This window comes from Methylobacterium sp. UNCCL125 (genome assembly GCF_900116795.1).
Classification (GTDB): Bacteria; Pseudomonadota; Alphaproteobacteria; order Rhizobiales; family Beijerinckiaceae; genus Methylobacterium; species Methylobacterium fujisawaense.
Window position 1 is genome coordinate 101,646 of the sequence record NZ_FPBW01000015.1, and the last position, 24,464, is coordinate 126,109.

The 24,464-nt window shown below is 72.1% G+C and carries 25 protein-coding genes; 13 read left to right on the forward strand and 12 right to left on the reverse strand.

The genetic code is table 11. The annotated features are described in order from the left end of the window. Positions 1 to 149 precede the first annotated feature (149 nt). Complete coding sequence (locus BM396_RS16715; protein WP_043382595.1) at positions 150 to 893, reverse strand: GyrI-like domain-containing protein; 744 nt, start codon at positions 891 to 893, stop codon at positions 150 to 152. A gap of 194 nt (positions 894 to 1,087) precedes the next feature. On the opposite strand from BM396_RS16715, the gene dapF reads away from it, so the two are divergent. Both dapF and mtaB read left to right on the forward strand, forming a co-directional pair. Then, positions 1,088 to 1,975: a diaminopimelate epimerase gene (gene dapF / locus BM396_RS16720; protein ID WP_043382597.1), complete on the forward strand. Its 888-nt coding sequence runs from the start codon at positions 1,088 to 1,090 to the stop codon at positions 1,973 to 1,975. Then, positions 1,975 to 3,195: a tRNA (N(6)-L-threonylcarbamoyladenosine(37)-C(2))-methylthiotransferase MtaB gene (gene mtaB / locus BM396_RS16725; RefSeq protein ID WP_043382599.1), complete on the forward strand. Its 1,221-nt coding sequence runs from the start codon at positions 1,975 to 1,977 to the stop codon at positions 3,193 to 3,195. The genes dapF and mtaB overlap by 1 nt, the downstream gene beginning before the upstream one ends. On the opposite strand, the gene BM396_RS16730 is transcribed toward mtaB, so the two are convergent. Beyond that, a complete protein-coding gene (locus BM396_RS16730) occupies positions 3,165 to 3,866 on the reverse strand; it encodes an RluA family pseudouridine synthase (protein ID WP_043382601.1) in 702 nt (233 codons plus the stop codon). The genes mtaB and BM396_RS16730 overlap by 31 nt on opposite strands. Before the next feature lie 57 nt (positions 3,867 to 3,923). Here BM396_RS16730 and ftsY point away from each other — a divergent pair, with 57 nt between their 5' ends. Together ftsY and BM396_RS16740 are read left to right on the forward strand one after the other, a co-directional pair. After that, positions 3,924 to 5,288 carry a signal recognition particle-docking protein FtsY gene (ftsY, locus tag BM396_RS16735; RefSeq protein ID WP_043382603.1) on the forward strand — a complete coding sequence of 455 codons (1,365 nt, stop codon included), beginning with the start codon at positions 3,924 to 3,926 and terminating at the stop codon, positions 5,286 to 5,288. Between the two features lie 130 nt (positions 5,289 to 5,418). Beyond that, positions 5,419 to 6,033, forward strand: a complete 615-nt coding sequence (locus BM396_RS16740) for a septation protein A (RefSeq protein WP_043382604.1) — start codon at positions 5,419 to 5,421, stop codon at positions 6,031 to 6,033. Between the two features lie 3 nt (positions 6,034 to 6,036). Here BM396_RS16740 and BM396_RS16745 read toward each other — a convergent pair whose 3' ends face one another. The 3 genes from BM396_RS16745 to BM396_RS16755 are packed head-to-tail and all read right to left on the reverse strand — an operon-like array spanning position 6,037 to position 7,598. Further along, a complete protein-coding gene (locus tag BM396_RS16745; RefSeq protein ID WP_043382606.1) occupies positions 6,037 to 6,651 on the reverse strand; it encodes a DsbE family thiol:disulfide interchange protein in 615 nt (204 codons plus the stop codon). Beyond that, entirely contained in the window at positions 6,648 to 6,791 is a 144-nt protein-coding gene (ccmD, locus tag BM396_RS16750) for a heme exporter protein CcmD (RefSeq protein WP_043347163.1), read from the reverse strand. Before ccmD ends, BM396_RS16745 begins: the two co-directional genes overlap by 4 nt. 9 nt (positions 6,792 to 6,800) lie before the next feature. Continuing rightward, entirely contained in the window at positions 6,801 to 7,598 is a 798-nt protein-coding gene (locus tag BM396_RS16755) for a heme ABC transporter permease (protein WP_043382608.1), read from the reverse strand. Between the two features lie 513 nt (positions 7,599 to 8,111). Here BM396_RS16755 and BM396_RS16760 point away from each other — a divergent pair. Both BM396_RS16760 and BM396_RS16765 read left to right on the forward strand, forming a co-directional pair. After that, the gene (locus tag BM396_RS16760; RefSeq protein WP_043382610.1) at positions 8,112 to 8,786 is read left to right on the forward strand and encodes a hypothetical protein; all 675 of its coding nucleotides are present in this window, start codon (positions 8,112 to 8,114) and stop codon (positions 8,784 to 8,786) included. 31 nt (positions 8,787 to 8,817) lie between these two features. After that, positions 8,818 to 9,129: a hypothetical protein gene (locus tag BM396_RS16765; protein WP_020090705.1), complete on the forward strand. Its 312-nt coding sequence runs from the start codon at positions 8,818 to 8,820 to the stop codon at positions 9,127 to 9,129. Positions 9,130 to 9,138: 9 nt separating this feature from the next. Here the strand turns inward: BM396_RS16765 and BM396_RS16770 are convergent, their stop codons facing one another. Together BM396_RS16770 and BM396_RS16775 are read right to left on the reverse strand one after the other, a co-directional pair. Beyond that, positions 9,139 to 9,897, reverse strand: a complete 759-nt coding sequence (locus BM396_RS16770; protein ID WP_043382613.1) for a tRNA1(Val) (adenine(37)-N6)-methyltransferase — start codon at positions 9,895 to 9,897, stop codon at positions 9,139 to 9,141. Beyond that, a complete protein-coding gene (locus BM396_RS16775; RefSeq protein ID WP_026604550.1) occupies positions 9,894 to 10,118 on the reverse strand; it encodes a putative signal transducing protein in 225 nt (74 codons plus the stop codon). Before BM396_RS16775 ends, BM396_RS16770 begins: the two co-directional genes overlap by 4 nt. A 168-nt stretch (positions 10,119 to 10,286) precedes the next feature. Here BM396_RS16775 and BM396_RS16780 point away from each other — a divergent pair, with 168 nt between their 5' ends. After that, positions 10,287 to 11,306 carry a polyprenyl synthetase family protein gene (locus tag BM396_RS16780; RefSeq protein WP_043347174.1) on the forward strand — a complete coding sequence of 340 codons (1,020 nt, stop codon included), beginning with the start codon at positions 10,287 to 10,289 and terminating at the stop codon, positions 11,304 to 11,306. Positions 11,307 to 11,486: 180 nt separating this feature from the next. Here the strand turns inward: BM396_RS16780 and BM396_RS16785 are convergent, their stop codons facing one another. After that, a complete protein-coding gene (locus BM396_RS16785; protein WP_043382616.1) occupies positions 11,487 to 11,915 on the reverse strand; it encodes a MarR family winged helix-turn-helix transcriptional regulator in 429 nt (142 codons plus the stop codon). 137 nt (positions 11,916 to 12,052) lie between these two features. On the opposite strand from BM396_RS16785, the gene BM396_RS16790 reads away from it, so the two are divergent. Both BM396_RS16790 and BM396_RS16795 read left to right on the forward strand, forming a co-directional pair. Further along, positions 12,053 to 13,870 (forward strand): chloride channel protein, encoded by a 1,818-nt coding sequence (locus BM396_RS16790; RefSeq protein WP_043382619.1) that lies wholly within the window; start codon positions 12,053 to 12,055, stop codon positions 13,868 to 13,870. Beyond that, a complete protein-coding gene (locus BM396_RS16795; protein ID WP_043382621.1) occupies positions 13,867 to 14,349 on the forward strand; it encodes a hypothetical protein in 483 nt (160 codons plus the stop codon). Before BM396_RS16790 ends, BM396_RS16795 begins: the two co-directional genes overlap by 4 nt. 19 nt (positions 14,350 to 14,368) lie before the next feature. On the opposite strand, the gene BM396_RS16800 is transcribed toward BM396_RS16795, so the two are convergent. Next, complete coding sequence (locus tag BM396_RS16800; protein WP_043382624.1) at positions 14,369 to 15,241, reverse strand: 4-(cytidine 5'-diphospho)-2-C-methyl-D-erythritol kinase; 873 nt, start codon at positions 15,239 to 15,241, stop codon at positions 14,369 to 14,371. A gap of 66 nt (positions 15,242 to 15,307) precedes the next feature. Then, entirely contained in the window at positions 15,308 to 16,558 is a 1,251-nt protein-coding gene (gene glp, locus BM396_RS16805; RefSeq protein WP_043382626.1) for a molybdopterin molybdotransferase MoeA, read from the reverse strand. 143 nt (positions 16,559 to 16,701) lie between these two features. Here glp and BM396_RS16810 point away from each other — a divergent pair, with 143 nt between their 5' ends. Together BM396_RS16810 and BM396_RS16815 are read left to right on the forward strand one after the other, a co-directional pair. Next, entirely contained in the window at positions 16,702 to 17,844 is a 1,143-nt protein-coding gene (locus BM396_RS16810; protein WP_043382629.1) for an aminotransferase class V-fold PLP-dependent enzyme, read from the forward strand. 206 nt (positions 17,845 to 18,050) lie between these two features. Beyond that, positions 18,051 to 19,316, forward strand: a complete 1,266-nt coding sequence (locus BM396_RS16815; protein WP_043382753.1) for an MATE family efflux transporter — start codon at positions 18,051 to 18,053, stop codon at positions 19,314 to 19,316. A 15-nt stretch (positions 19,317 to 19,331) separates the two neighbouring features. Here the strand turns inward: BM396_RS16815 and BM396_RS16820 are convergent, their stop codons facing one another. Together BM396_RS16820 and BM396_RS16825 are read right to left on the reverse strand one after the other, a co-directional pair. Next, positions 19,332 to 20,330, reverse strand: a complete 999-nt coding sequence (locus tag BM396_RS16820) for a lipid II:glycine glycyltransferase FemX (protein WP_043382631.1) — start codon at positions 20,328 to 20,330, stop codon at positions 19,332 to 19,334. 313 nt (positions 20,331 to 20,643) lie between these two features. Then, the gene (locus tag BM396_RS16825; RefSeq protein ID WP_081948663.1) at positions 20,644 to 21,909 is read right to left on the reverse strand and encodes a glycosyltransferase family 4 protein; all 1,266 of its coding nucleotides are present in this window, start codon (positions 21,907 to 21,909) and stop codon (positions 20,644 to 20,646) included. Positions 21,910 to 22,015: 106 nt separating this feature from the next. Here BM396_RS16825 and BM396_RS16830 point away from each other — a divergent pair, with 106 nt between their 5' ends. Further along, positions 22,016 to 23,197: a DUF1972 domain-containing protein gene (locus tag BM396_RS16830; RefSeq protein WP_043382634.1), complete on the forward strand. Its 1,182-nt coding sequence runs from the start codon at positions 22,016 to 22,018 to the stop codon at positions 23,195 to 23,197. Further along, on the forward strand, positions 23,191 to 24,432 hold the full coding sequence (locus tag BM396_RS16835) for a glycoside hydrolase family 5 protein (RefSeq protein ID WP_043382637.1): 1,242 nt from the start codon (positions 23,191 to 23,193) through the stop codon (positions 24,430 to 24,432). Before BM396_RS16830 ends, BM396_RS16835 begins: the two co-directional genes overlap by 7 nt. Positions 24,433 to 24,464 lie beyond the last annotated feature (32 nt).

Below are 24,464 nucleotides of genomic sequence, written 5' to 3' on the forward strand. Positions count from 1 at the left end.
CGATCTGTCCGATCTCCGCGCATGCGCGTCAGGATCGGGCGATCGGGTGCCGCACACTCCTCCCTTCCCCGCAGAGGGGCGAGAGGCGGCGGTTGCGGCCGGTTCTCCGGCGCAGGATCGGTCCGCGACGCCGGACGATCTGCCGGGCCCTACTTCACCAGCGCGTAGATGTTCACGTCGAGGTTGTCGTCGGTACCGTCCTTGAGGTCGGTGGCGTATTCCTCGACGAACCGGTCCTGCACCACGATGTCCTTGGCATCGAGATAGGCGGTCAGGGTCTCGTAGGTGCTGTCGATCGACTCGTAGGAACCCTTGTGGGCGAAGCGCAACGCCTTGCCGGAGGGCGTCGTGCCGAAGCGCAGCCCGTCGGTCTCCGCCGGCGCCGGGTTCGGCGCGGCCGCCACCGGGATCATCGCCTCGAACTCGAAGCCGTCATCGTCGGTTCGGGTGAAGACCGCCAGCGGCCGGCCGGCCGGCGCGACGCCCAGCTTGGCGAGGTCGGCCTCGATCCGCGCGAAGGCCTGCTTCAGGTTCGGCACGGCCTCCTCCCATTTGGTCTTACCCGACAGGATCGCGGCGGGCTTCGACGGCAGGGTGACCTCGTCGACGTCGCCGGGCTCGCCGGCCTTCTCGATGAGCGTCGGACGCGCAGGCGTTCCCACCGCGGACTGGCCCGCGGGCGGGGGCGCCACCGATTGCTGGGGGGCCGGGGCCGCGCTCTTGTCCGGATCGGCCACCGGGTTCGGCGCCGTCGTCGTCGGCAGCGGGTTCGTCTGGGCCGGCGCGGGTGCCGTGGAGGGCGGCGGCGCAGGCTGCTGCTGCGCGGCGATCGGGCCGCCGGACGCGAGCACGAGGGCGGCCGAGAGGGCGACGAGCGGACGAAGGCGGATCACGTGGGGCGCTCCGGTCGAGGCCCGCGGATGATCGCGCAGGCTCCCGCCGCGTAACCTAGTGGCGAACGTGACGGCCCGCGAGGGCACCGCGGACGAGAGCCGCGGGTGCGGCGCATCTGCCACGCTGCTGCACCCCTCGCGCCGGGCGGTCGCTTTTGCGATATAGCCGGCCCCTCCTCGACCTGCGGGACCGCATGAGCGCACTCGCCCACAGACGCTTCCTGAAGATGCACGGCGCCGGCAACGCGATCGTGGTGCTGGACCTGCGCGGCTCCACCGTGACGGTGCGGCCCGAGGAGGCGCGGGCGATCGCGCAGGATCCCGGCTCGGCCTTCGATCAGCTGATGGTGCTACACGATCCCGTGAGCCCGGGCACGGACGCGTTCCTGCGGATCTACAACACCGACGGTTCGGAATCGGGCGCCTGCGGAAACGGCACGCGCTGCGTCGCCTACGCGATGCTCGACGATCCGGCCATGGCCCGGCCGGCCGAGGGCGGGCGGCTCACCCTGGAGACCGAAGCGGGCGTGCTCGGCGTGCGCCGCGTCTCGGAGCGGGCCTTCACGGTCGATATGGGCCGGCCGCGTCTCGCCTGGGACGAGATTCCCCTGTCGGAGCCCTTCCCGGACACGCGCCGGATCGAGTTGCAGATCGGCCCGATCGACGATCCGATCCTGCACTCGCCGGGCGCGGTGAACATGGGCAACCCGCACGCGGTGTTCTTCGTGGAGCAGGATCCGGATTCCTTCGACCTCGCGCGGATCGGTCCGATGCTGGAGAACCACCCGCTCTTCCCGGAGCGCGCCAACATCTCCGTGGCGCAGGTGACGGGCCGCGAGACGATCAAGCTCCGCGTCTGGGAGCGCGGCGCCGGGCTGACGCTCGCCTGCGGCACCGCCGCCTGCGCCACCGTGGTGGCCGCCTCGCGCCTCAAGATGATCGGCCGGCAGGCCCAGGTCGCGCTGCCCGGCGGCGAGCTGTTCATCGAGTGGCGCGCCGACGACCATGTCCTGATGACCGGCCCGGTCGCGCTCGTCGCCGAGGGGACCCTGGCGCCGGAGCTGTTCGACAGCGCGGCCTGATGGCGGTCGAGACCCTCACCTTCGGCTGCCGCCTCAACACCGTCGAGTCCGAGGCTCTGCGGGCCCATGCGGCCGCGGACGGCCGCGACCGGGTGGTGGTCAACACCTGCGCGGTCACCGCCGAGGCCGGGCGGCAGGCCCGCAAGGCGATCCGGCGCATCGCCCGCGAACGGCCCGGCGCCGAGATCGTCGTCACAGGCTGCGGCGCCGAGGTGGAGACGGAGGCCTACGCGGCCATGCCGGAGGTCGCGCGCCTCGTCGGCAACGCCGAGAAGCTGCGGCCGGAGGGCTGGTCGGCGGCCGCGACCGGACCGGGGGCCGTCATGGCGGCGCGGATGGCCGAGCCGACGCGGATCGAGGCCATGGCCGGGCACACCCGCGCCTTCGTGCCCGTGCAGAACGGCTGCGACCACCGCTGCACCTTCTGCGTGATCCCGTTCGGACGCGGCGTCTCCCGCTCGGTGCCGGTGCCCGATGTGGTCGCGCAGGTGGAGACCCTCGTGGCCCGGGGCGGGCGGGAAGTGGTGCTGACCGGCGTGGATCTCACCGCCTATGGACGGGATCTCGCCGGGCCGTCCCTCGGCGGTCTGGTGCGGTCGATCCTCCGGGCGGTGCCCGACCTCCCGCGCCTGCGCCTCTCCTCCATCGATTCCGTGGAGGCCGACGACGCCCTGCTCGCGGCGATCGCCGAGGAGGAGCGGCTGATGCCGCACCTGCACCTGTCGCTGCAGGCCGGCGACGACCTGATCCTCAAGCGCATGAAGCGCCGGCACCTGCGCGCCGACGCGATCCGCTTCTGCGAGACCGTGCGGCGGCTGCGGCCCGACATGGTGTTCGGCGCCGATCTGATCGCGGGGTTTCCGACCGAGACGGAGGCGCAGTTCGCCCGCTCCCTCGACCTCGTGGCGGAATGCGGCCTGACGCACCTGCACGTCTTCCCGTATTCCCCGCGCCCCGGGACACCCGCCGCGCGGATGCCGCCGGTGGAGGCGGACGCGATCCGCGCGCGGGCGGCGCGGCTGCGCGCAGCCGGTGCCGACGCCCTGCGGCGGCACCTCGACGCACAGGTCGGGCGGCGGCTGACCGTGCTGGCGGAGCGCGGCGGCACCGGGCGGAGCGCGGATTTCACCGCCGTGCGCCTGTCAGACGCGCCTGCCCCCGGCACGTTCCACAGCGTCGCGATCGCGTCTCACGACGGGGCGCGGCTGATCGCGGCCTGAGCCGCGAGCGGCGCCACGGCCTCGGCGATGTGCGGCGGCGGCGGGGCCGTCACCGTGATGGCGTCGCGCTTCGGATAGAGCGGGATCGACAGGGTCCGCGCGTGCAGGTGCAGCGCGCTGCCGCGGGGCGCCCCGCCGTAGATCGCGTCGCCCAGGATCGGCCAGCCGGAGGCGGCGCAATGGACCCGGAGCTGGTGGGTGCGGCCGGTCACCGGCTTCAGCTCCAGCCATGTCCGCCCCCCGGCGCGGCCGAGCACCCGCCAGTCCGTCAGCGACGGGTCGCCCGCCGGGTCGGCCTTCATCCACCAGGAGCGCGGATCGTCCGAGCGGCGGGCCAGCGGCAGGTCGATGCGGCCGGCCTCCTCGGCGGGGCCGCCCTCCACGATCGCCCAGTAGGTCTTGTCGACGCCGCTGCCGGAGAACAGCTTGCCGAGCCGCGCCAGCGCCTTGGCGTGGCGGCCGAGCGCGAGGCAGCCGGAGGTGTCGCGGTCGAGCCGGTGCGCGGCCTCCGGGCGGCGCGGCAGGCCGAACCGCAGGGCGTCGAGGTGATCGGTGAGCGTCTCGCCGCCGCGGGGGCCCGGATGGACCGGTAAACCCGCCGGCTTGTCGATGACGAGCAGCAGGGCATCGCGGTAGAGGAGGCGCGCGCCTATGTCGAAGGCGTTGGACATCCGGATCGGCTAGAGGGTCGGTGTCGGCGGGGCAAGGTGGGGCGAGGACGCGATTTCATGGCGAGCGAGGAGAAGCCCGGCTGGTTCGGACGCCTGTTCGGGCGCAAAGGCCAGCCCGCGCCCGAGGACAAGCCCGAGGACAAGCCGGAAGACAAGCCCGAGGCCGAGCTGCCCGCGGAGGCGGCCTCGCCCTCCGAGGGTGAGCCGGACTTCGCCACCGCCGCGGAGGACGTCGCGCATGTTCCGCTGCCGCCCGAGGAGACCGGGGAGCCGGTCCCGGACGTGGTCGAGGGCGCCGATCTGCTGCCCGTCGCGGGCGAGCCCGAGCGTCCGCCGGCCGGCACCGCCGGCGACGACCCCGCGCACGGGGCCGACCCGGTCGATACCGGTGACGTGAACCGGGAGCCGGTGGTCGCGCCGATGCCCGACATCCAGCCGGTCGACAGCGCCGCGGCCCTGGCCCACGACGCGGGCGCCGGGCCGGACCGCGAGCCGGAGGCCAAGGGCTGGTGGAGCCGGCTGACCTCGGGGATGAAGCGGACCTCGTCGGCGCTCTCCGAGCGCGTGACCGGCCTGTTCACCAAGCGCAAGCTCGACGCCACCACCCTGGAGGACCTGGAGGACGCGCTGATCCAGGCCGATTTCGGCCTCGAGACCGCGATGCGGGTCTCGGAAGCCGTCGGCAAGGGCCGCTACGAGAAGGGCATCTCGCCGGACGAGGTGCGGGCGATCCTCGCCGCGGAGGTCGAGCGGGCGCTGGAGCCCGTGGCGGTGCCGCTCGCCATCGACGCGAGCCGGAAGCCCTTCGTGATCCTCACCGTCGGCGTGAACGGCGCCGGCAAGACCACGACCCTCGGCAAGCTCGCCTCGAAGCTGCGGGCGGAGGGGCGCACCGTGATGCTGGCGGCGGGCGACACGTTCCGGGCGGCGGCGATCGACCAGCTCAAGGTCTGGGGCGCGCGCACCGGCACGCCGGTGGTGAGCGGCGCGCAGGGGGCAGATGCCGCGGGCCTCGCCTTCGACGCCCTCAAGCAGGCGGCCGCCGCCGGGACCGACGTGCTGCTGATCGACACCGCCGGCCGGCTCCAGAACAAGACCGGCCTGATGGCGGAGCTAGAGAAGATCGTCCGCGTGCTGCGCAAGCAGGATCCGGAGGCGCCCCACGCCACGATCCTCGTGCTCGACGCCACGGTGGGCCAGAACGCCCTCAGCCAGGTGGAGCTGTTCTCGCAGGCCGCGCCAGTCTCGGGCCTGGTGATGACCAAGCTCGACGGCACCGCCCGGGGCGGCATCCTGGTGGCGCTCGCGGCGAAGTTCGGCCTGCCGGTCCACTTCATCGGCGTCGGCGAGGGCGTCGAGGACCTGGAGCCCTTCGCGGCCCGCGACTTCGCCCGGGCCATCGCCGGGCTGGAGAAGGATTAGGACGCGGCCCCCCGCCGATCTTTGGTGCGCGATGTCATGGACATCGCGCGCTCGGCGTACCACACACCCCGCAAATCCCGTTCGACGCTCCCGGCCCACCGTGAGCGCCGCAGCCGAGCCGACCGAGCGTATGCAGATCGAATCCGTCCCCCCGCACCGCCACCTGCCGCCGCTCGTGAAGCTGGCGCTGGAACTCGGCCCGCTGGTGCTGTTCTTCCTCGGCAACGCGTATTCCGAGAAGTTCGGCGTCGCCCCGGACCAGAAGCTGTTCGTGGCCACGGGCGTGTTCATCGCGGCGACCGTGGTGGCGCTGGCGATCCACTACGTCATGGTGCGCCGCCTGCCGATCATGCCGCTCGTGTCTGGCGTGGTGGTGGTGGTGTTCGGCGGCCTGACCCTGGCGCTGCAGGACAAGACCTTCATCATGGTCAAGCCGACCATCGTGAACGCCCTGTTCGGGACGGTGCTGCTCGGCGGCCTCGTGTTCGGGCGCTCGCTGCTCTCGGTGGTGCTCGATTCGATGTTCAGCCTCACCGAGGAGGGCTGGCGCAAGCTCACCTTCCGCTGGGGCGTGTTCTTCTTCGTGCTGGCGGCGCTCAACGAGCTGGTGTGGCGGACGCAGACGGAGGATTTCTGGGTGAACTTCAAGGTGTTCGGCATCATGCCGATCACCGTGCTGTTCGCCCTGGCGCAGACGCCGCTGCTGACCCGCTACGAGCGCAAGACCCCGCAGCCCGAAATCTAGGGTCTACTGCGCTGCCGCGACCTTGCCGGCGGCGCGGATTCGCGTGAGCACGCTCGCGAAATTCTCAGGCGTGAGGATGCCGACGAGCTTGTCGCGGATGATGCCGTCCGGCCCGATGATGAAGGTTTCGGGCACGCCGTAGACGCCGAAATCGATCGCCGCCCGCCCGCCGGCATCGGCCCCCACCGCGCTGAACGGGACCCCGTGCCGGGCCAGGAAGCGCTGGCCAGCCTCGGGGGTCGGCTCCTTGTAGTCGATGCCCACGAGCCGGATGCCGGGCTCCTTCGCCAGGCGCATCAGCATCGGGTGCTCCACCTGGCAGGGCGCGCACCAGGAGGCGAAGACGTTGAGCACCGTGATCTGGCCCTTCAGATCCGCGCTCGACAGGCCGGGCACGGGCGCGCCCCCGGCGGTCAGCCCCGGCACGGCGGGCAGATCGAACTGCGGCACCGGTTTGCCGATCATCGCGGAGGGCAGGGCCGCCGGATCGGCGCCGGAGCGCAGGCGCAGGAACAGCACGGCGGCGAGCGCCGCGAAGGCGAGGGCCGGCACGATCAGCAGCAGCGAGCGGCGGACCGGCTGCGGCCGCCCGGTCGCCTCGTCGAGGGGCGCGGTCATCGCCGATCCTCGCCGAAGCCCTTCAGGGCACGCAGCTGCGTCCGGCGATCGCGCAGGGCGTTGCCGACCAGGGCGACCATCACGAAGGCGGTGAAGGCGTAGGCGAGCAGGATGAAGCCGCCGTGAGACCCGAGATCCATTGCGGCCCCCTAGACCGGTTGGCCGACCGGCATCGCGGCCGGCGTCGGAGTGATGTGCGGCTGGGCGCGGTCGAGGCGCTCGGCCTCGCGGATCGTCAACGTCCGCACCCGGCGACGCATGATCTCGGTGCGCATCGTGTAGAGATGCAGGGTGGTCCCGCCCAGGGTCGCGGCGCCGATCATGACCAGCAGCGGGTAGAGCATCGAGGGATCGATGGTCGAGCCGCCCATGCGCAGGATCGAGGCCGGCTGGTGGAGGGTCGACCACCAGTTCACCGAGAACTTGATGATCGGCAGGTTCACGGCCCCGACCAGGGTCAGGATCGCCACCGCGCGCGCGGCACGGTTCGGATCCTCCAGCGTGCGCCACAGGGCGATGATGCCGCAATAGATCAGCAGCAGAATGAGCATGGAGGTCAGGCGGGCATCCCAGACCCAGTAGGTGCCCCACATGGGCTTGCCCCACAGGGAGCCGGTCACGAGGCAGATCAGCGTGAAGGCCGCCCCGATCGGCGCCGCCGCCCGCTGGGCGACATCGGCCAGCGGGTGGCGCCAGACCAGGGTGCCGATCGCCGACACGCTCATGGCCCCGTAGAAGAACACGCCGAGCCACGCCGCCGGGACGTGGATGTACATGATCCGCACGGTCTCGCCCTGCTGGTAGTCGGGCGGCACCACGAAGAAGGTCTGGTACAGCCCCAGGGCCAGGACGGCGAGCGACAGGGCCGTGAGCCACGGCACCAGCGCGCCCGACCAGCGCATGAAATGGCTGGGGTTCGACAGGCGGGTCCAGAGGGAAGGCGTCATCGCGGCAGCTGTCTCGGACATCGTGGAAGCGGTCTAGCCTAGGGTGCGGTGCAGCAACAATGCGGGACGGCGGCGCAGGCGGCGGGGTCGCCGGAATGTGGTCGCAGACGGTGCCAACGCTGACGGGGCGTCGGAGCCGACGCGCTCCTGGACGATCGCGTCGACACCCAACCGTCTTCTTGGGACATCCGCGACGCGCCCCCTCTCCCGTGCGGGAGAGGGGATTCGCGCTACGCCCACACGCGTCTAAGCCTCCCAGCGTTCGCCGGTCTGGACAGTATCGCTATCTCGAGCTTCCTGTGACCGCGCCTGTTCGAGGCGTCCCGGGCCATGCCCCCGGCGCCACCGGCGCGCGGGGACGATGACGCATGTCCGCAACCGCAGGTTTTGGCGTCCGAGCCTTGCGCATCGCGGGCAGATTGCGCATATAGACGTGAACAAAAAGAGAACGAAAGAGCGTCCCCGAGAAAAGCTGTGGACGACCCGCCTCCCTCCTGACGGAACGAGCGCCTCATGCGAACCGCCGACAAGCAGATCGCCGACATTCTCGTCCGCTACGGCGAGCCCTTCGGGGGCAACGTCTGGCGCGTTCAGGGGACCGCCGTCATCTACCACAAGACCCTGGAGCGCATCGCCGCCCAGGCCGGCATCGTGTTCGAGCCGCCGACCGTCATCCGGGCCGAACGCGACGAGGCCGTGATTCTGGTGACCGGCCGCCTGCCCGGCGCGAAGCCCGGGACCGAGCGGGTCGAGTGGTCGATGGGCGAGGCGCTGGTCAACGTGAACTACCGCGTCTCCGGCAAGCAGGCGGCCTACGTCTACGCCATGGCCGAGAAGCGCGGGAAGGACCGCGTCATCCTCAAGCTCATCGAGCTGCACGGTCTCGTCTACTCGGAGGAGGAGGCCGACGAGTTCCGCGCCCATCAGATCCCGGTCCGCGCCGTCGACGAGGATTTCGAGGAGGCGCCCGCCTTCGACGAGGTCACCGAGGCCGAGGGCGACCTCAAGCGCCGCATCGACGAGGCCGCGACGATCAACGCGGTCACCGACCTGATGCTGGACGGCGCCACCCAGGCCGTCCTGGCGACGATGCCGCCCGGCACCCGCGACGAGGTGCGCGACTACGCCAAGGCCCGCCTCGTGGCGCTCGGCTGGCCGAAGCGCGCCGGACGCCGCAGCGCCGCCTGATCCCGCTTCCACCCCACCGAAGGAGATCGCCATGCATCGCGCGACGAGCCGCCGCACCATGAAGGCCCGCCGGGATTCCCACCACGGCTGGAGCATCGAGACGCTGTCCTACAGCCCGACGCGGATCGTGCGCCTCGGCGCCGAGAAGGTCGCCATCCTGTTCCCCCCGGTCGAGCCCGGCGCGGCCTGGCAGCTCTACCCGCATCCCGACACGTTCCCGGGCCTCAACTTCGAGGGCCTGCCCGAGCCGCTGCGTCCGGAATTCCTCGCCTTCCCGGATCTTCCGGAGGTCGAGCGGTTCCTCGGCATCCGTGATGCCGAACCCGCCGCGCTGGCGGCGTAAGCTGACGGCTCAGAGCGATGGCCAGGGCGCGCCGCGATGGAGCGCCTCGGCCTCGGCCGTGAAGGTGCCGTCGGAACCGTGCAGCACGAGGGGCGGGCGCAGGCTCGCGGCGGCGCGGCTGCCGCGGACCGCGGCGATCAGCACACGGATCGCGGGCGCGTCGCCGCGGGGATGGACCGGGCGGATCGCCAGCCCGCCGTAGCGGCCCTTCAGGGCGTCGAGGCAGGCCGGAAGGGCGTCCGCCCGGTGGATCAGGCCGAGGCGGCCGCCGGGCCGCAGGATCGCCGTGCAGGTCCGGATCCAGGTCTCGAGATCCCCGCCCGCGAAGGTGTGGGCGGCGGCGCGGCCCGGATGCGGCGAGGCACGGTGGCTGCCGGGTGCGAAGAACGGCGGGTTGGTGAGCACGACGTCGAAACTGTCCGGCACCAGGCCGGCGGCGCGGCGTTCCGCCGCGGATGCCAGGACGTCGGCCACCAGAACCTGCGCGTCGATGCCGTTGAGGGCCGCGTTGGCGCGGGCATGCCCGGCGAGCACCGGGTCGCGCTCGACCAGCGTCGGCCGGAGGCCCGGCGCCAGGGCCGCGCAGGCGAGACCGACGGCACCGGTCCCGGCGCCGACATCGCAGACCCGCTCCCCGGCCTGCGGCGCGAGCAGTCGGGCGAGCAGCACCGCGTCGGTCCCGGCCCGATGCGCCCCCCGCGGCGGCTGGTGCAGGCGCAGGAGACCGCCGAGGAAGGAATCGGCGCCGGTGTCGGCCTCTTCTGTCACGGCTGGCGCAGCTCGTGGGCGATGCCGGCATCCGTGAGCAGGCGGCGGGCCTGGGCCTCGTGGTCGCGCGGGACGAGAAGGCGCTGGCCGAAGACCCCGATCGATCCCTCCATCAGGCTCATGTGGCTGTCGGCGACGAGGACCGGGATCTCGGCCGCCTCGAGGACCGATCGGGCGAACCCGATCAGCACGACATCGTTGGCCCGGATCAGCTCGATCATCGCGCGTTCGCTCCGAAGCGGGCTCGGATCGGCGGTTTCGTCGCGTGAGCCCCGCGCTGGCGGCACCCCATATCCGGACGGCGACGATGTTGCGGCGCCGCGGGGCGCGTGCGAAGGGATCGCCCGCCCCCTGAGGGGCGACCGGTCTGGAGGTCACGGATCTTGGGTATGGCCCTCTCCATCGAGAATCCGAAGCCCGAGGCGGAGGCGGGGCTCAACGACCTCGTCGCGCTGGTGGCCGACGGCATGGCGCGGGTCAACACCACGATCCTGTCGCGGACGGGATCGGACGTGGCGATGATCCCCGAGGTCGCCAACCACCTGATCGCCTCCGGCGGCAAGCGCCTGCGCCCGATCCTGACGCTCGCCTGCGCCCAGCTCTGCGGCTACGCGGGCGCGACCGACGGCGACGTGAAGCTCGCCGCCAGCGTCGAGTTCATGCACACCGCGACGCTCCTCCACGACGACGTGGTCGACGAGAGCGACATGCGCCGCGGCCGCGTCGCCGCCCGGATCAAGTGGGGCAACGAGGCCTCCGTGCTGGTCGGCGACTTCCTGCTCGGCCAGGCCTTCCGGATGATGGTGGAGGTCGGCTCCCTGCGGGCGCTCGACATCCTCTCGGCCGCCGCCACGGTGATCGCCGAGGGCGAGGTGATGCAGCTCACCAATGCCAAGAACCTGGAGACCGACGAGGCCGCTTACCTCGCGGTGATCCGCGGCAAGACCGCCGAGCTGTTCGCCGCCGCCTGCGAGGTCGGCCCGGTGCTCGCCGGACGGCCCGAGGCCGAGCAGGCGGCCGCCCGGTCCTACGGGATGAATCTCGGCATCGCCTTCCAGCTGATCGACGACGTGCTCGATTACGGCGGCACCTCGGCGGAGCTCGGCAAGAACGTCGGCGACGATTTCCGCGAGGGCAAGATCACCCTGCCGATCGTGCTCGCCTACCGCCGCGCCAGCGAGGGCGAGCGCGGCTTCTGGCGCCGCACCCTGCAGCAGGGCGAGATCGGCGCCGACGATCTGGAAACGGCCCTCGACCTCCTGCAGCGCCACGGCGCCCTGGAGGAGACCGTCGCCCGCGCCCACCATTACGGCGCAGAGGCCCGGGCCGCCCTCGACATCTTCCCCGACGGGCCCGTCAAGGCGGCGCTCCTCGGGGCCGTCGAGTTCTGCGTGGCGCGGGCGCGCTGAGGCGGGGCCTCACGGCTCCCGCATCGACAGCCAGACCGCCCCACCATCGGATCGGCAGCGCGTCGCCCCGGGCTGACCGGACCGCAGCCCGCCGCGAAGGTATCCCTCGCGCTCCGTCCCCGCAGGCGGGTCGGTGATGCCGGTCCCTACGATTGAACGACCCATCGGCCGCCGGTCGCGTCAGCGCGTCGCGGGTCCGAGGGCGTCGGTGAGGGCGGGGGCGAGGTTGCGCAGCTCGTCCAGATGCGCGGCCGTCAAGCTTTGCAGGAGGACCTCGGCACGGGGCGTGAGCGACAACGCGCTCCGCCGCCGGTCCTCCACGGCGCGTGTCTTGGTCAGCAGACCGGCCTCCACCATGCGGGACACCAGTTCGGCCGCGCTGTGCGGGGCGATCAGCAGCTGCTCGGCCAGAAGGCCGACCGTGGCGGGCGCGCGTCCGACATGGCCTGCCAGGGTCAGCAGGGCCTGATGCTGCTGCGGCGGCAGCCCCGCCCGGGCCGCCGCGGCCTCGCTGAACGCCAGGAAGCGGCGGAGCCGGAACCGGAAATCCGCGAGCGCCGCATATTGCTCCCGCGACAGCGCCTCCGTCCCGGACGCGTCGGTGTCCATGATCGCCTCCGTGATGGGGCCTGTGATCCGCCGACGATGCCCCGGATCGACAGGCTTGTGCAGCCTCGCCACGACCGTGCCGTTGTGGATTATATCGGATCACGACATAAATGCGGTCGTGAGGAAAGGAGGCCTGGATGATCGGCGGGACGGAAGGGGAGCGCGGGGGTGCGAGGCCGTTGCGCCGTGCGCTGCGGGATTTCAGTGCTGATCGGCGGGTCCTGACGCTGGCCGGCATGGCTGTCGTCACCGGCACGGCCGCGAGCGTCACCGCCTGGATCCTGCTCACGCTCATCGGCCTTGTGACCAATCTCGCGTGGTATGGCCGCTTCGATACCGCTCTGACCTCCCTGGCCGGCGCGACGCCGGGGCCCTGGATGGTGGCGATCCCGGTGATCGGGGCGCTGATCGTCGGCGCCATGGCGCGCTACGGCTCGGAGAAGATCCGCGGCCACGGGATCCCGGAGGCGATGGAGGCGATCCTGATCGGCGGGAGCCGGATGTCGCCCAAGGTGGCCGTGCTCAAGCCGCTCTCCTCGGCGGTGGCGATCGGCACCGGCGGCCCGTTCGGCGCCGAGGGGCCGATCATCGTGACCGGCGGCGCGGTCGGCTCGCTCTTCGCGCAGTTCTTCCACCTCAGCGCCGCCGAGCGGAAGACCCTGCTGGTGGCGGGCGCGGCGGCGGGCATGACCGCCATTTTCGGGACGCCCGTGGCGGCCGTGCTGCTCGCCGTCGAAGTCCTGCTGTTCGAGTGGCGGCCGCGGAGCCTCGTCCCGGTGAGCGTCGGGGCGGTCACGGCGGCCTGCTGGCGGCCGGCCCTGTTCGGCGCCGGCCCGCTGTTTCCCTTCGCCGACAATCCGGCCCTGCCCTGGTGGGGGCTTCCCGCCTGCGCGCTGCTCGGCGTCGCCTGCGGCCTGATCTCCGGCGCGCTGACCCGGGCGCTCTACGCGCTGGAGGACGCGTTCGGGCGGCTTCCCCTCCACTGGATGTGGTGGCCCGCCCTCGGCGCCGTCGTGGTCGGCCTGGGCGGCCTCGCGGAGCCCCGGGCGCTCGGCGTCGGCTACGACGTGATCCACGACCTGCTCTCCGGCCACATGCTGGCGAGCGCCGTGGTGCTGATCCTGGTGGTGAAGGCGGTGATCTGGCTCGCCGCCCTGTCGTCGGGCACGTCCGGAGGCGTGCTCGCGCCGCTGCTGATCCTCGGCGGCGCCTTCGGCTGGCTGATCGGCCTGCTCCTGCCCGGCGCTCACGGCTTCTGGGCGCTGCTCGGCATGGCGGCGATGCTCGGCGGCACGCTGCCGGCGCCGCTCACGGGCGTCGTCTTCGCCGTCGAGGTGACCGGCGACGTCGCCGCCCTGGCGCCCCTGCTCGCCGCCACCATGGCGGCCTACGCGGTGACCGTGCTCCTCCTCAAGCGCTCGATCCTGACCGAGAAGATCGCCCGGCGCGGGCAGCACGTCACCCGGGAATACGGGATCGATCCCTACGATCTGGCCCGGGTCGAGGCGGTGATGACCCGCACCGTCGAGACCCTGGACGCGGACCTGCCCCTGGCCGAGGCTCTCGCCGCCATCGAGACCGGCCTCCACCACGCCTACCCGGTGGTCGACGGCGCGGGTCGGCCGGTGGGCCTCGTCTCGCGCAAAGACGCCCTGCGCTGGACCCTCGAAGTGCGCGAGGGTGAGACCGAGGCGGGCACCCTCGGCGAGCGCGTCTCCGACGCCGATCTGGCCGTCGTCCATCCGGGCGACGTGGTCTCGCACGCCCTCGACGTGATGCTGTCGGCCGGGCAGGGCCGCCTGCCGGTCACCGATCCGCAGACCGGCAGCCTCGTCGGGCTCCTGACCCGCAAGGATCTGCTTCAGGTGCGCGCCACCGTGGTGCGGGCCGAAGCCGAGCGCCGCGCGTTCTACCGGAAGGGGCGGGGTGAGCGGCGCGCACGGATGGAGGCATGACCATGGAGCCGCGCCTTCCCGGCCGGACCACCCGCCTCGACCAGCTCGGGCCGGGCAGCTGCTACCTGATCGCCGGCCCGGACGGGCCTGATCTCGCCCTCGTCGTCCTGCGTGACGGACGGCGGGAGGCCCTGCTGCTGAACCGGCGTCACGAGGCCGACGGCCACCTGCGGATCGTCTCTGAGATCGCCCCCGACACCGACGTGTTGGCGCTGCAGGGCGCTTTCCTGGCGCCCAGCGGTGCCCTCGCGGACATCGCCGTCGGCCACGCCGCCCTCGCTCCGGCTGCGCTCCATCTCGGTGACGGCCGCGCGTATCTGTGCGGCTGCGACAGGGACGGCCGGCTGGCCGCCTTCGATGTCGGGAGCGGCCGGGTCAGCGCGATGGATCCCGGCGACCTGCCGCGGGCAAGCCGCTGGCGCGTGATGGTGCCGGAGGGGAACGGGGTCGTGACGGTCTACGCGGCGGAGCCGGCCTGAACGCCTGCCGCGGGTTGGCTCAGCGCAGGAAGGTCGGTGCGACCCACCATGCAGGGTGGGCGGTGCGCAGGGCTGCGGCGGCCCGCACGGCCGCGCGCCGGTCGGCGAACAGCGCGAACACGGTCGCGCCCGAGCCCGACATCCGCGCGAGGCGGCAGCCCTGGCCGCGGAGGGCCTTGAGCGCGTCGCCGATCACCGGCGCCACGGTCAGGGCCGGTGCTTCCAGATCGTTGCGGGCCCCGGCCAGGGCTTCCAGCAGCGCGCCGGTCGCCATGTCTTGCGGGATCGTCGGATGCGGTGCGCCCGGGAGATCCTGGCCGGCGGCGAGGCCCAGCGCCTTGAAGACCGGTGCGGTGGGCACCGGAACGCCGGGATTGATCAGCACCGCGGGCAGCGGCGCGAGGCCGAGGGCCGGGCCGATCTCCTCGCCGGCACCGCGCATCATCCGGGCCCGCGGGACAAGGCAGACCGGCACGTCGGCGCCGGTCTCGCGCGCCACCGCGCCGACGGCCTCGTGGTCGAGGGACAGCCCGTTGAGGCGCGCCAGCAGCCGCAGGGCCGCGGCGGCGTCGGAGGAGCCGCCGCCGATCCCCGCCGCGACCGGCAGGCGCTTCACCAGATGGAAAGCGCCCACGCGCAGCCCCGGCACCCGCGCGGCGAGCCCCCGGGCGGCCCGGAGGACGAGGTTGTCGTCCGTGGGACCGGCCGGGCCGGCGGTGGGCCCGCTGACGGTCAGGCCCAGCGGGGCAGCGGGATCCAGCGTCAGGCGGTCGGCAGTCCCCGCGAAGGCGACGAGGCTCTCAAGCACGTGGTAGCCGTCGCCGACGCGGCGGCCGAGGACGTGGAGCGTCAGGTTGACCTTGGCGGGGGCGCGATCGGCGAGAAGGGGCACGGGGTCTCGGTCGGGTCGTGGCGGTTTGTCCCGAGGCTCTACAGCCTCGCGGACCAGAACAACAGCTCAGCGGGTGTCTCCGCCGAACGCCCCGTGCGGCCGATAGGGCAGGGCGTCGCCCACGCGGATCGCGGTCAGATCCTCGGCGAGTTCGACCAGCCCGTCGCTTCCCGCAAGGCCCGACAGAGCTCCGCCGGGCGCCGGCACGGCCTCAGGCAGACCGTCCGGGCCGGCGCGCAGGCAGACGCGCAGATATTCGCGCCGCCCGGGACGCTTCTCGCGGGCGAAGCCGCTGCGGACCGCCATCTCGGGCGCCGTGTCGTGTGCCCCGGAGAGATGCAGGACCAGGGGACGCAGCACCGCAAGGGCGGTCACGTAGGCAGCGGCCGGATTGCCCGGCAGGCCGATGAAGGGCGTGCCGGCCACGGTTCCGAGTGCCACCGGGCGACCGGGCTTGATTGCCAGCCGCCAGAAGGTCAGCGCGCCCGAAGCCTCGACCGCGGCGCGGACGTGATCCTCCTCGCCGACGGAGACGCCCCCCGATGTCAGGATCAGGTCGTGGGACGCGGCGGCGCCCGCGATGCGCGCCCGCAGAGGCCCCGGCTCGTCGCGCAGGATGCCGAGATCGACCGGGTTGGTGCCGAGCCGTTTCAGGAGCGCGGCGAGCATCGGCCGGTTGGCGTCGAAAATGCCGGCCGGCGACAGCGGCTGGCCGGGCGGCGTCAGCTCGTCACCGGTGGAGAACAACGCGACCGTCAGAGGCTTCCGCAGGGGCAGCGCGGGCAGGCCGCAGGCGGCGGCGAGCGCGACGTGCTGCGGCCCGAGGCGCGTCCCGGCGCGGATCACGATGCTGCCGCGGGCGACGTCCTCGCCGGCCCGCCGCCGGTTGGAGCCCGGCAAAAGGCCCTCGGGCAGGACAACGGTGCCGCCCTCGATCCGCACGTCCTCCTGCATGGCGACGGTGTCGGTCCCCGGAGGCATCGGCGCCCCGGTGAAGATCCGAACCACCGCGCCCGGATCCGGATCGGCGGCCGGATGGCCGGCCGGCACGCGTCCGCCGATGGGCAGGCGCGTTTCGCCCTCGACCGCGAGATCGCCGGCCCGCAGGGCGTAGCCGTCCACCGCGGCGTTGTCGAAGGGGGGCAGATCGAGCGGCGCGATCAGGTTCTCCGCGAGGACCCGGCCATCCGCACCCGCGAGCGGAACCGTCTCGATTCCGGACAGGACCGGAAGCCGCGCCCGGATCAGCGCCACCGCGTCGGCGACCCGCATCGGCGCGGGTGCGGCGTCGAAGCAGTCGGGGCTCAGGCGGCCCATGGCGCTGCGGGCTCAGACGGGGGCGGGCGGGTCGGCACAGGCGGCCTCGCGGGCTGGGACGAGTCGCCTTGCGGCATCGGCGCCGCGCGATCAAGCCCGGGCCTTGGTCCCGACAGGTCAGATCCTCTAGGCTCCCGCGCATCATGGCGTTTCCCGAATCCGTCTCTGTCGCGCTTCCCTGCCAGCGCCACCTGTTCGAGATGCCTGCCGCCATCTGCTACCTCGACGCGGCGGCGTGGTCGCCGCTTCCGCGGGCCGTGCGCGAGGCGGGCGAAGCGGGAATTCTGGTCAAGAGCCGACCCTGGGACCATCCCCGCGCGGTGGTCCCGGCTTGGGCCGAGCGGGCGCGCGCAGCGGCCGCCCGGCTGATCGGGGCCGGCGCGGACGATATCGCGATCGTCGGCGCGGTCAGCCATGCCATGGCGGTGGCCGCGCACAACCTGACTTTGAGACCGGGCGGGCGCCTGCTGCGCGTGGCCGACGAGTTTCCGTCCCTGCGATTCGCCTTCGACCGCCTGGCCGAGCGACAGGGCCTCGTGGTTGAGGAGATCCCGCGCCCTTCGGACGGGGACTGGACCGAAGCCGTCGCGGCCGCGATCACGCGGCCGGGCGCCGCGCCGCTCGCCCTCGCCACCCTGACCCCGCTGCACTGGACCGACGGCAGCCTGATCGACCTCGACCGTCTCGCCCCCCTGGTCCATGCGGCGGGCGCGGCCCTGGTGATCGACGCGACGCAGGCCGTGGGCGCCGTTCCTGTGAGCGTCGCCCGGTGGCGCCCCGATTTCCTGGCCTTCCCCACCTACAAATGGACCCTCGGTCCCTATGGCCTCGCCTTCCTGTACGCGGCGCCGCACCGGCAGGACGGGGCGGCCATCGAGGAGAATGTCGGGAACCGGCCGCCGGCCGTCGGCGCACGCCGCTACGACCGGGGCGAACTCTACGATCCGGTGGCGTTGTCCATGGCCGTAGCCGGGTTGGAGCTGATCGCCGAATGGCGCGTGCCGGCCATCGCCGCCGGCCTGCGCGGGCTGACAGACCGCTTGGCGGACGGGGTCGCCGCGTTCGGCCTGACGCCGATGCCGGCGGCCTTGCGGGCACCGCACATCCTGGGATTGCGGCCGCCTGCGGGGATGCCGACCGATCTCGTCGGGCGCCTGCACCAGGACAAGGTCTTCGTCAGCGAGCGCTCCGGCGCCCTGCGCATCAGCCCGCATGTCTGGGCGAACGACGACGATCTCACGCGCTGCATTGCCGCACTGCGCGCCGCGTGCCAGGGCGTCATCTGAGACCGATCGGGCGCGGATCCTTCGACGCAGGCATAGAGCCGGAGGAATGCGGATGCTGCGCCACCGGCCGGCTCTCGATGACGGTGCCGGAACACCGTCGGCTTGCCCACACGGAGACTGTCCACACCCACATGCCCGATTCGATGCCGCGTCCCGGTGATTGGCTCCGGATCCCGGGTCCCGGCCGTCGCCGCCTGCCCGGACCGATGCGCGCCGTCCTCTCCGGGCGGTTCGCCGTGATCCTGTCAGGCGAACTGATCCAGAGCCTGTTCCACTTCCTCCTGAACATCCTGCTGGTGCGCGAACTCGGCGCGCACGATTACGGCTTGTTCGCCATCGTCTTCGCGGTCGGTGCGGTCGGCATCACCTATATCCGGGCCCTGGTCGCGGTCCCGGCGACGATCCACGTCGCCCGGAGCCTGGGGCGGCCGGCGGCGCTCGGCTACGACGTGATGTTCGGCTCGGGGGCGGTGCTCGTCTCGGGCGTCATGGCGACCGGCGTCGGCTTGGTGCTGATCCCGGTGATCGGCCTCGGCGCGCTCGCGGCGGGAGCCTTCGTGGGCCTCTACGCCTTCCGCAGCTATCTGCGGATCGTGCTTCTCGCCCGCGGCCGTCCCCGGATCGCCGGCCTGAGCGATCTGGTCTACGCGGTCTGCGGCGGTCTCCTGGTCGCGCGGTGGCTGAACGGCGAGGGCACGGCGCTCCTGGATCGGGCCTTCGCGGCGATCGCACTCGCCCACGCGATCGCGATCGCCGTGGCGTACGGGGCACTCCGCGAGCGGATCCGCTTCTCCCTCCACGCGCGGGCACGGGCGCGCTACCGGGCGATCTGGCGGACCCTCGCTTGGTCTCTGGCCGGCGTCACCAGCCTGACCGTGCAGGGGCAGGGGCTGACCCTGCTGCTGGCGCTCCTGGCCGGGCCTGCCGCCTACGCGCCGATCGCCGCCACGATCGTGCTCTATGCGCCGCTGCGCATCCCGGCGAGCGCGCTGCTGAACATGATCCTGCCGGAGATCAGCCGGCTGCTCGCGGCCGGGCAGGTCGACGCCGCACGCCGGCTCGTCATCCGCAACGGGATCCTGCTCGGCAGCGCCTGTCTCGCCTATGGTGCGCTGATGGCGGCCGCCCTGCCGCTGATCGAGGACATCCTGTTCAAGGGGCGGTTCACCGACCAGCCGATGGGCTGGATCGGGCTCGGCGTCTGGGCGGTGGTGACCGTGTCGCTGCTCTACGCGATCCCGCGGGCCTATCTGGAGGCCTCCGCGGCGTTCCGGACCATCACGGCGGGTGCGGTGGCGAGCGCCGCCCTCGGCATGGCCGTGATGGTGCCGATCCTGCTGCTGCTGATGCCTCCCGCCACGGCGCTCGTCGGCCTGCTGTCCTCCGAGGTGGCCACGCTGGTCTGGTCGGTCTCGGCCTTTCGGACACTGGCCCGGCATCCGAGGCCGGCGCGGCCCGTCGGCGTCCTGTGAAGGGCGCGGCGGCGCTCAGCGAAGGGAGAGCAGGACGGGCGCCAGTTTCCGCAGCGCGGGCGTCTTGCTGTAGATCCAGAGCGGGTTGTGCTGGACGACGTGGGTGCACAGGCCGCGCTTGAAGTCGAAGACGGGACGGTTCACCGCCGGATCGATGCCGCCGAAATCGAAGACGCGGCAGCCTTCCGCCTTCGCTCGTTCCACGAAGCGCCAGACGGCGAGGGTGGCGGCGCCCGTCGCCCGGGCCCGCGCGTTCGAGGCCGTGTAGAAATCCGTGCAGCGCGTGTCCGACAGATGCGCGATGCGCACGAGGATGCGCTCTCCCTTCTCGCGGACGTCGAGGAAGAGCAGGTGCTCGTCCTCAGCCGCGATGTCCCGGTAGGCCTTCGGCTGCAGCGTCGTGGCGAAACCCTTGCGCTCCCGCAGGGCCGCGAACATCGCGGTGAAATCGTCGAAGGCCGACAGGCGCTCGGCTCGGTCTGTCAGGAAATGCGTCGTGACCTCGGTGTTGCGCTCCGCCTTGCGCAGGGCCTTGCGCCAGCGCTGCTCCATACCGGCCTGGATGGCGTCGAGATCCTGCGTCAGGTCGAGTTCGAGAGTGTGATCGTGCGCGCCGATCACCGGGGTGAAGCCGTGCATCAGGAGAGCCAGCGTCGCATCCCGGGTCTCGAACTGCTCGTAGTCGATGGCGAGGATGTCGAGCCGACCGAGGGCGAGGTGATCGATGAACGCCGCGAACACCGCCTCCGCGCGGTGTGTCCCGGCCTGGGTCAGCAAGGGACCGCCTTGGACGTGGATGAACCGCGCCGGCCCCTTGCGACGGGTCTGCCACTGGATGAAGGCGAGATCCGCGCCGTCGCCGGTCACCACCGCGCGCCGCACCGCCAATCCGCGCCGCGCCTTGTAGGCGCCCCAGGGACTGCCGCAATAGATGTTGGCGCCCGGGCAAGCCCAGATCCGTCTGTCCCAGTCCAGGGCATCCGCAGTCTCCTGAACTGCGAGCTTGGCCGCCATGTCGCTCCTCGTCCTGCCCAGGCAGGGTTGTCCGCGCCGCACGCTCATCGATCAGGCGCGGTCGCATTGCATCCTTGCGCCGCCGATCGTCCACAGGGTGACTGCCGCACTGCGCGCCGAATCCCCGGCGTGTCCAGCGGGCCTTCGAGGCCTCGGGGCGGATCCGCGAAGCGGTGGACGACCGTCAGTTGCCGTACGGTCCGCCCCGCCCCGCGCGGCTGCGGTGCTCGGCCCCGATCGCTGAGGGCGAGCCCGGTCCCACGACCGGCTCCGTCGCCGGATCGGAACCGAGCCGAATGCGAGGACGCCGGCTCTAAGCTGCCGGGCGGGCCGGAACGTCCGCGGCGCGCGCGGCATCCGTCGCCCGCGGGCGGCGCAGCGTCGTCCGGACGATCGCCTCGATACCCTCGGCCGCCGAGGCTTCGGAGAACAGGCTCTCGTAGCGTGCCCGCGCCGCACGGCCGAAATCGCGCCAGCGTGCCGGGTCCGCGACCAGATCCGCCAGCACGGCGGCGATCGGCTCCGGGCCGCCCGACGGAACGATCCAGCCGGTCTTCCCGGCCTCCACCACCTCCGGAAGGCCGCCGATGGCGGTGACGAGCGGCGGAACGCCGTAGGACATCGCCTCGATCGCCACGCGGCCGAGGGATTCCGGTCGCTGCGACGGCATCGTGACCACGTCGGCCCAGCGGTAGAGCGCCGCGGGATCGGCGACGAACGGCGCGAGGGTGACCTGATCGGCGAGACCCGCCTCGGCGATCCGCTTCACCAGGGCCTGCTCGCGGGCGTCATCCTCGAAGGCGCTGCCGACGATGCGCACCTGGATCCGCTGGCGCACGGGTTCGGGCAGCGAGGCGAGGGCCTCCACGAGGACGTCCTGTCCCTTGATCCGGCTGATCCGGCCGAGCATCAGCACCCGAAGCGGCCGAGACCCGTCATACGCAGGCCGGTTCGGCTCCGCCGGACCGGCGATGCCGTTATAGACGACGCGGGCTGTGGTCCCGTGGGGCAGGGCGTAGGTTCGCTCGGTGGCCCGCGAGTTGAACACCACGTTGGCGCCGCTCCAGCGGATCAGACCACGCAGGACCTTCAGCACAACGCCTTCGGGGATCTCGTGGACGTGCACGATGCTCCGGCCGGGCGCGAGCCGGGCGGCCAACAGATAGTCGGCCACCACGGTGGTGTTGATGTAGACGAGGTCGCTCGCGCGGATGCGACGCAACGCACGGATTATGGCGATGGGCAGCGTCAACAGACCCAGAGTTGCGAGGCGCGCCAGATTCTTGCGCCGCAGGATCCAGAGCGGTGCGATGACGATGTCGTTGGCGAACGGCTCCAGCCCGGCGACGATCGGACCGTGCCGCGGGAGCACCACGTCGATCCGCGCGGTGGGATGGGCGGCCCGGATGGTCCGGACGGTCTCGATGAAGCAGCGATCCGAGCCGTACAACTCGAAGCCCTGATGGACGCAGGTGATCCGCAGACGCGACGCGGCGTCGCCCTCCGCGCGCATGGCGGCTGCGAAGGCGCGATCGTCGTCGCTGACGCGACCCGACTTGAATCCTGGGCTATCAACCATAAGTCTATTTCTAAATTTTTACAGCAACTAGCGGTTGTAATCGCAGGGCGCCGTGACTGTATCCTCGGGCTTTACAATAGGGGCCCTTAATTGGGAAGGAAGGTCCATGGCTGACCGCGCACCGAAACTACTTATTCTTGGCACGCGCGGAATTCCGGCTGCGCATGGCGGCTTCGAGACTTTTGCCGAACGTCTGGCGCTGTTCTTGGCCGGCCGCGGATGGCAGGTCGGGGTGTACTGTCAGCGCGACGTCGAGACGGTGCAGGAGCGCATTTCGACTCGCCTCTGGAACGGCGTCGAACTGATCACCGTGGAGACCGGCCTGAGCGGCCCTGCCGCGACTCTCGCCTTCGACGCCATCTGCACGCACGATGCGGCGACACGCGGCGGAGTGTGCCTGGTGCTCGGGTACAACGGTGCAGTGTTCCTGCCCTACCTGCGGGCGCGCGGCGGACGGATCGTGACGAACATGGACGGCATCGAGTGGCGCCGTCCGAAATGGTCGCTGCCCGTCCGCGCCTTCTTCTATGTCAGCGAGTGGATCGCCGCGTGGTCCTCGCAGCGGTTGGTGGCCGACCATCCCGGGATCGCCGACCATCTCGCCCGACGCCGGCCGCGCGCGGCCATCACGACCATTCCGTATGGCGGCGACCCTCCGGCCGAAACCGGACCGCCGCCCCTCGGGCTCGAGCCCGATCGCTACCTCGTTTCGATCGCTCGCATCGAGCCGGACAACAACATCCTGACGCTCGTCGAGGCGTTCTCACGCCGCGCCCGGGGCATGCGGCTGGTCGTCCTCGGCACGCTGAATGTCGGCAACCCGTACCATCGCGCCGTGGAGGATGCCGCCTCGCCCGAGGTGCTGTTCCCCGGCGCCATCTATGAGCCCGAGCAGGTTCAGGCCCTTCGGGTTCATGCGCGGGCCTATCTCCACGGTCACACCGTGGGCGGCACCAACCCGTCGCTGGTCGAGGCGCTGTGGGCAGGCAACGCCGTGATCGCCCACGACAATCCGTTCAACCGGGGCACGGCCGGCGACGATCAGTTCTACTTCTCGGATCGGGACAGCTGCGCCGCAGCGATCGCGCATGTCCTCGCCGACGAGGCCGCGGTCGCGGCGGCCCGCAAGGCCGCACGGCGGCGCGCCGAGCGGTTCCGCTGGGACGACGTGCTGGCCTCCTATGAGGACACGCTGCGCCGGGTCGGCGGCTATCCGCCGGCGCCGGACGTCTCGGCCACCGAACCCGGCGCCGTTCTCGTCGGCGCCGCAGCCGGTCCGGAATGGTAGGCCCAAGCCGGCGCTCCCTGCTCGTCGGTGCCCTCGCAGCGGCGGGGGCGCGACCCGCCCGAGCGACGCCTGCGCCGATCGCGTTGCGTCGGGGCATCGCCCTGTGGCCGTGGTTCTCGCTGACCACCGAATATCCGCCTCCGCGGACCGACTATGCCTGGCCGCCCTTCCAAGCCGGCCGGCCGATACCCACGCCCCGCGACCTGGGGCAGCTCGCCGATCTCGGCTTCGACTTCGTGCGACTGCCCCTCGATCCCGGACCCTTCGTGGCCTTCACTGGCACCCGGCGCACCGAACTGTTCGATGCGCTCTCCGCCGCCATCGATGCGATCCTGGCGGCCGGGCTGCGCGTCGTGGTCAATGTCCAGGCCAATGCCGCGACTCACCATTACACGCCCGACGCGTTCTACGGTTCGGACCGGGCGCTGCTGTTCTCCGCCTATCGCGACCTCGTCGGCGCCCTCGCGCGCCTGTGTGCTCGGAAGGATGCCGGCCAAGTGGCCCTGGAACCGGTGAACGAGCCGCCGCAGGCCTGCGGCGCGCTCGCCTGGAATCGGGTCCAGAACAGGCTCCTCGAGGCGGCCCGGGCGGCGGCACCGGCGCTGACCCTGGTGGCGACGGGATCCTGCGGCAGTCTCGTCGCCGGCCTGACCGCGCTCGATCCGGGCACCCTCGCGCGGTTTTCGCCGCTGCTCTACACGTTCCACTTCTACGAGCCGTACCTGTTCTCCCATCAGGGGGCGACGTGGCTTACAGAGGAGCCGTTCTATCGCTGGCTCACGGCGGTTCCCTGGCCCGGGTCGCGCGGCACGCTGCGGGAGACGCTGGCGGTGGTCGAGGCGCGCATGGACGCGGACCGCACGGTGACGCAGGCCGAGAAGGCGCGCGATCGGGCGGTGATTGAAGCGAAGCTGCGCGACTATTTCGAGGCCGCGCCCGGCCCCGCCTACATCGCCGACGCGATGGCGCCGGTGTCGACTTGGGCGGACCTCTACGGCATCGCCCCGGGACACGTTCTGATGGGCGAGTTCGGGGCCCTGCGCACCGATGCCCGGTTCACGGCGTCCCGGGCTCCGGACCGGGCCGCCTATATCCGCGACGTCCGGATGGCGGCCGAGACGAATGGGTTCGCCTGGTCGTTCTGGAATCTCTTCGACGGCCTCGGCTTCATGGACGACGCTCACGTCGCCGATCCCGCCCTCGTCGCAGCGCTCGGGCTCCGGAGCCGGTCCTGAAACGGCCGCCGATTCGGCCGCTCTTCGCTCCC

Bases quoted from the DNA above. Each gene is read 5' to 3' on its own strand.
- dapF (WP_043382597.1), top strand. From the start codon at position 1,088: ATGAGCGCACTCGCCCACAGACGCTTCCTGAAGATGCACGGCGCCGGC.
- mtaB (WP_043382599.1), top strand. From the start codon at position 1,975: ATGGCGGTCGAGACCCTCACCTTCGGCTGCCGCCTCAACACCGTCGAG.
- BM396_RS16730 (WP_043382601.1), bottom strand. From the start codon at position 3,866: ATGTCCAACGCCTTCGACATAGGCGCGCGCCTCCTCTACCGCGATGCC.
- ftsY (WP_043382603.1), top strand. From the start codon at position 3,924: ATGGCGAGCGAGGAGAAGCCCGGCTGGTTCGGACGCCTGTTCGGGCGC.
- BM396_RS16740 (WP_043382604.1), top strand. From the start codon at position 5,419: ATGCAGATCGAATCCGTCCCCCCGCACCGCCACCTGCCGCCGCTCGTG.
- BM396_RS16745 (WP_043382606.1), bottom strand. From the start codon at position 6,651: ATGACCGCGCCCCTCGACGAGGCGACCGGGCGGCCGCAGCCGGTCCGC.
- ccmD (WP_043347163.1), bottom strand. From the start codon at position 6,791: ATGGATCTCGGGTCTCACGGCGGCTTCATCCTGCTCGCCTACGCCTTC.
- BM396_RS16755 (WP_043382608.1), bottom strand. From the start codon at position 7,598: ATGACGCCTTCCCTCTGGACCCGCCTGTCGAACCCCAGCCATTTCATG.
- BM396_RS16760 (WP_043382610.1), top strand. From the start codon at position 8,112: ATGCGAACCGCCGACAAGCAGATCGCCGACATTCTCGTCCGCTACGGC.
- BM396_RS16765 (WP_020090705.1), top strand. From the start codon at position 8,818: ATGCATCGCGCGACGAGCCGCCGCACCATGAAGGCCCGCCGGGATTCC.
- BM396_RS16775 (WP_026604550.1), bottom strand. From the start codon at position 10,118: ATGATCGAGCTGATCCGGGCCAACGATGTCGTGCTGATCGGGTTCGCC.
- BM396_RS16780 (WP_043347174.1), top strand. From the start codon at position 10,287: ATGGCCCTCTCCATCGAGAATCCGAAGCCCGAGGCGGAGGCGGGGCTC.
- BM396_RS16785 (WP_043382616.1), bottom strand. From the start codon at position 11,915: ATGGACACCGACGCGTCCGGGACGGAGGCGCTGTCGCGGGAGCAATAT.
- BM396_RS16790 (WP_043382619.1), top strand. From the start codon at position 12,053: ATGATCGGCGGGACGGAAGGGGAGCGCGGGGGTGCGAGGCCGTTGCGC.
- BM396_RS16795 (WP_043382621.1), top strand. From the start codon at position 13,867: ATGACCATGGAGCCGCGCCTTCCCGGCCGGACCACCCGCCTCGACCAG.
- glp (WP_043382626.1), bottom strand. From the start codon at position 16,558: ATGGGCCGCCTGAGCCCCGACTGCTTCGACGCCGCACCCGCGCCGATG.
- BM396_RS16810 (WP_043382629.1), top strand. From the start codon at position 16,702: ATGGCGTTTCCCGAATCCGTCTCTGTCGCGCTTCCCTGCCAGCGCCAC.
- BM396_RS16815 (WP_043382753.1), top strand. From the start codon at position 18,051: ATGCGCGCCGTCCTCTCCGGGCGGTTCGCCGTGATCCTGTCAGGCGAA.
- BM396_RS16820 (WP_043382631.1), bottom strand. From the start codon at position 20,330: ATGGCGGCCAAGCTCGCAGTTCAGGAGACTGCGGATGCCCTGGACTGG.
- BM396_RS16825 (WP_081948663.1), bottom strand. From the start codon at position 21,909: ATGGTTGATAGCCCAGGATTCAAGTCGGGTCGCGTCAGCGACGACGAT.
- BM396_RS16830 (WP_043382634.1), top strand. From the start codon at position 22,016: ATGGCTGACCGCGCACCGAAACTACTTATTCTTGGCACGCGCGGAATT.
- BM396_RS16835 (WP_043382637.1), top strand. From the start codon at position 23,191: ATGGTAGGCCCAAGCCGGCGCTCCCTGCTCGTCGGTGCCCTCGCAGCG.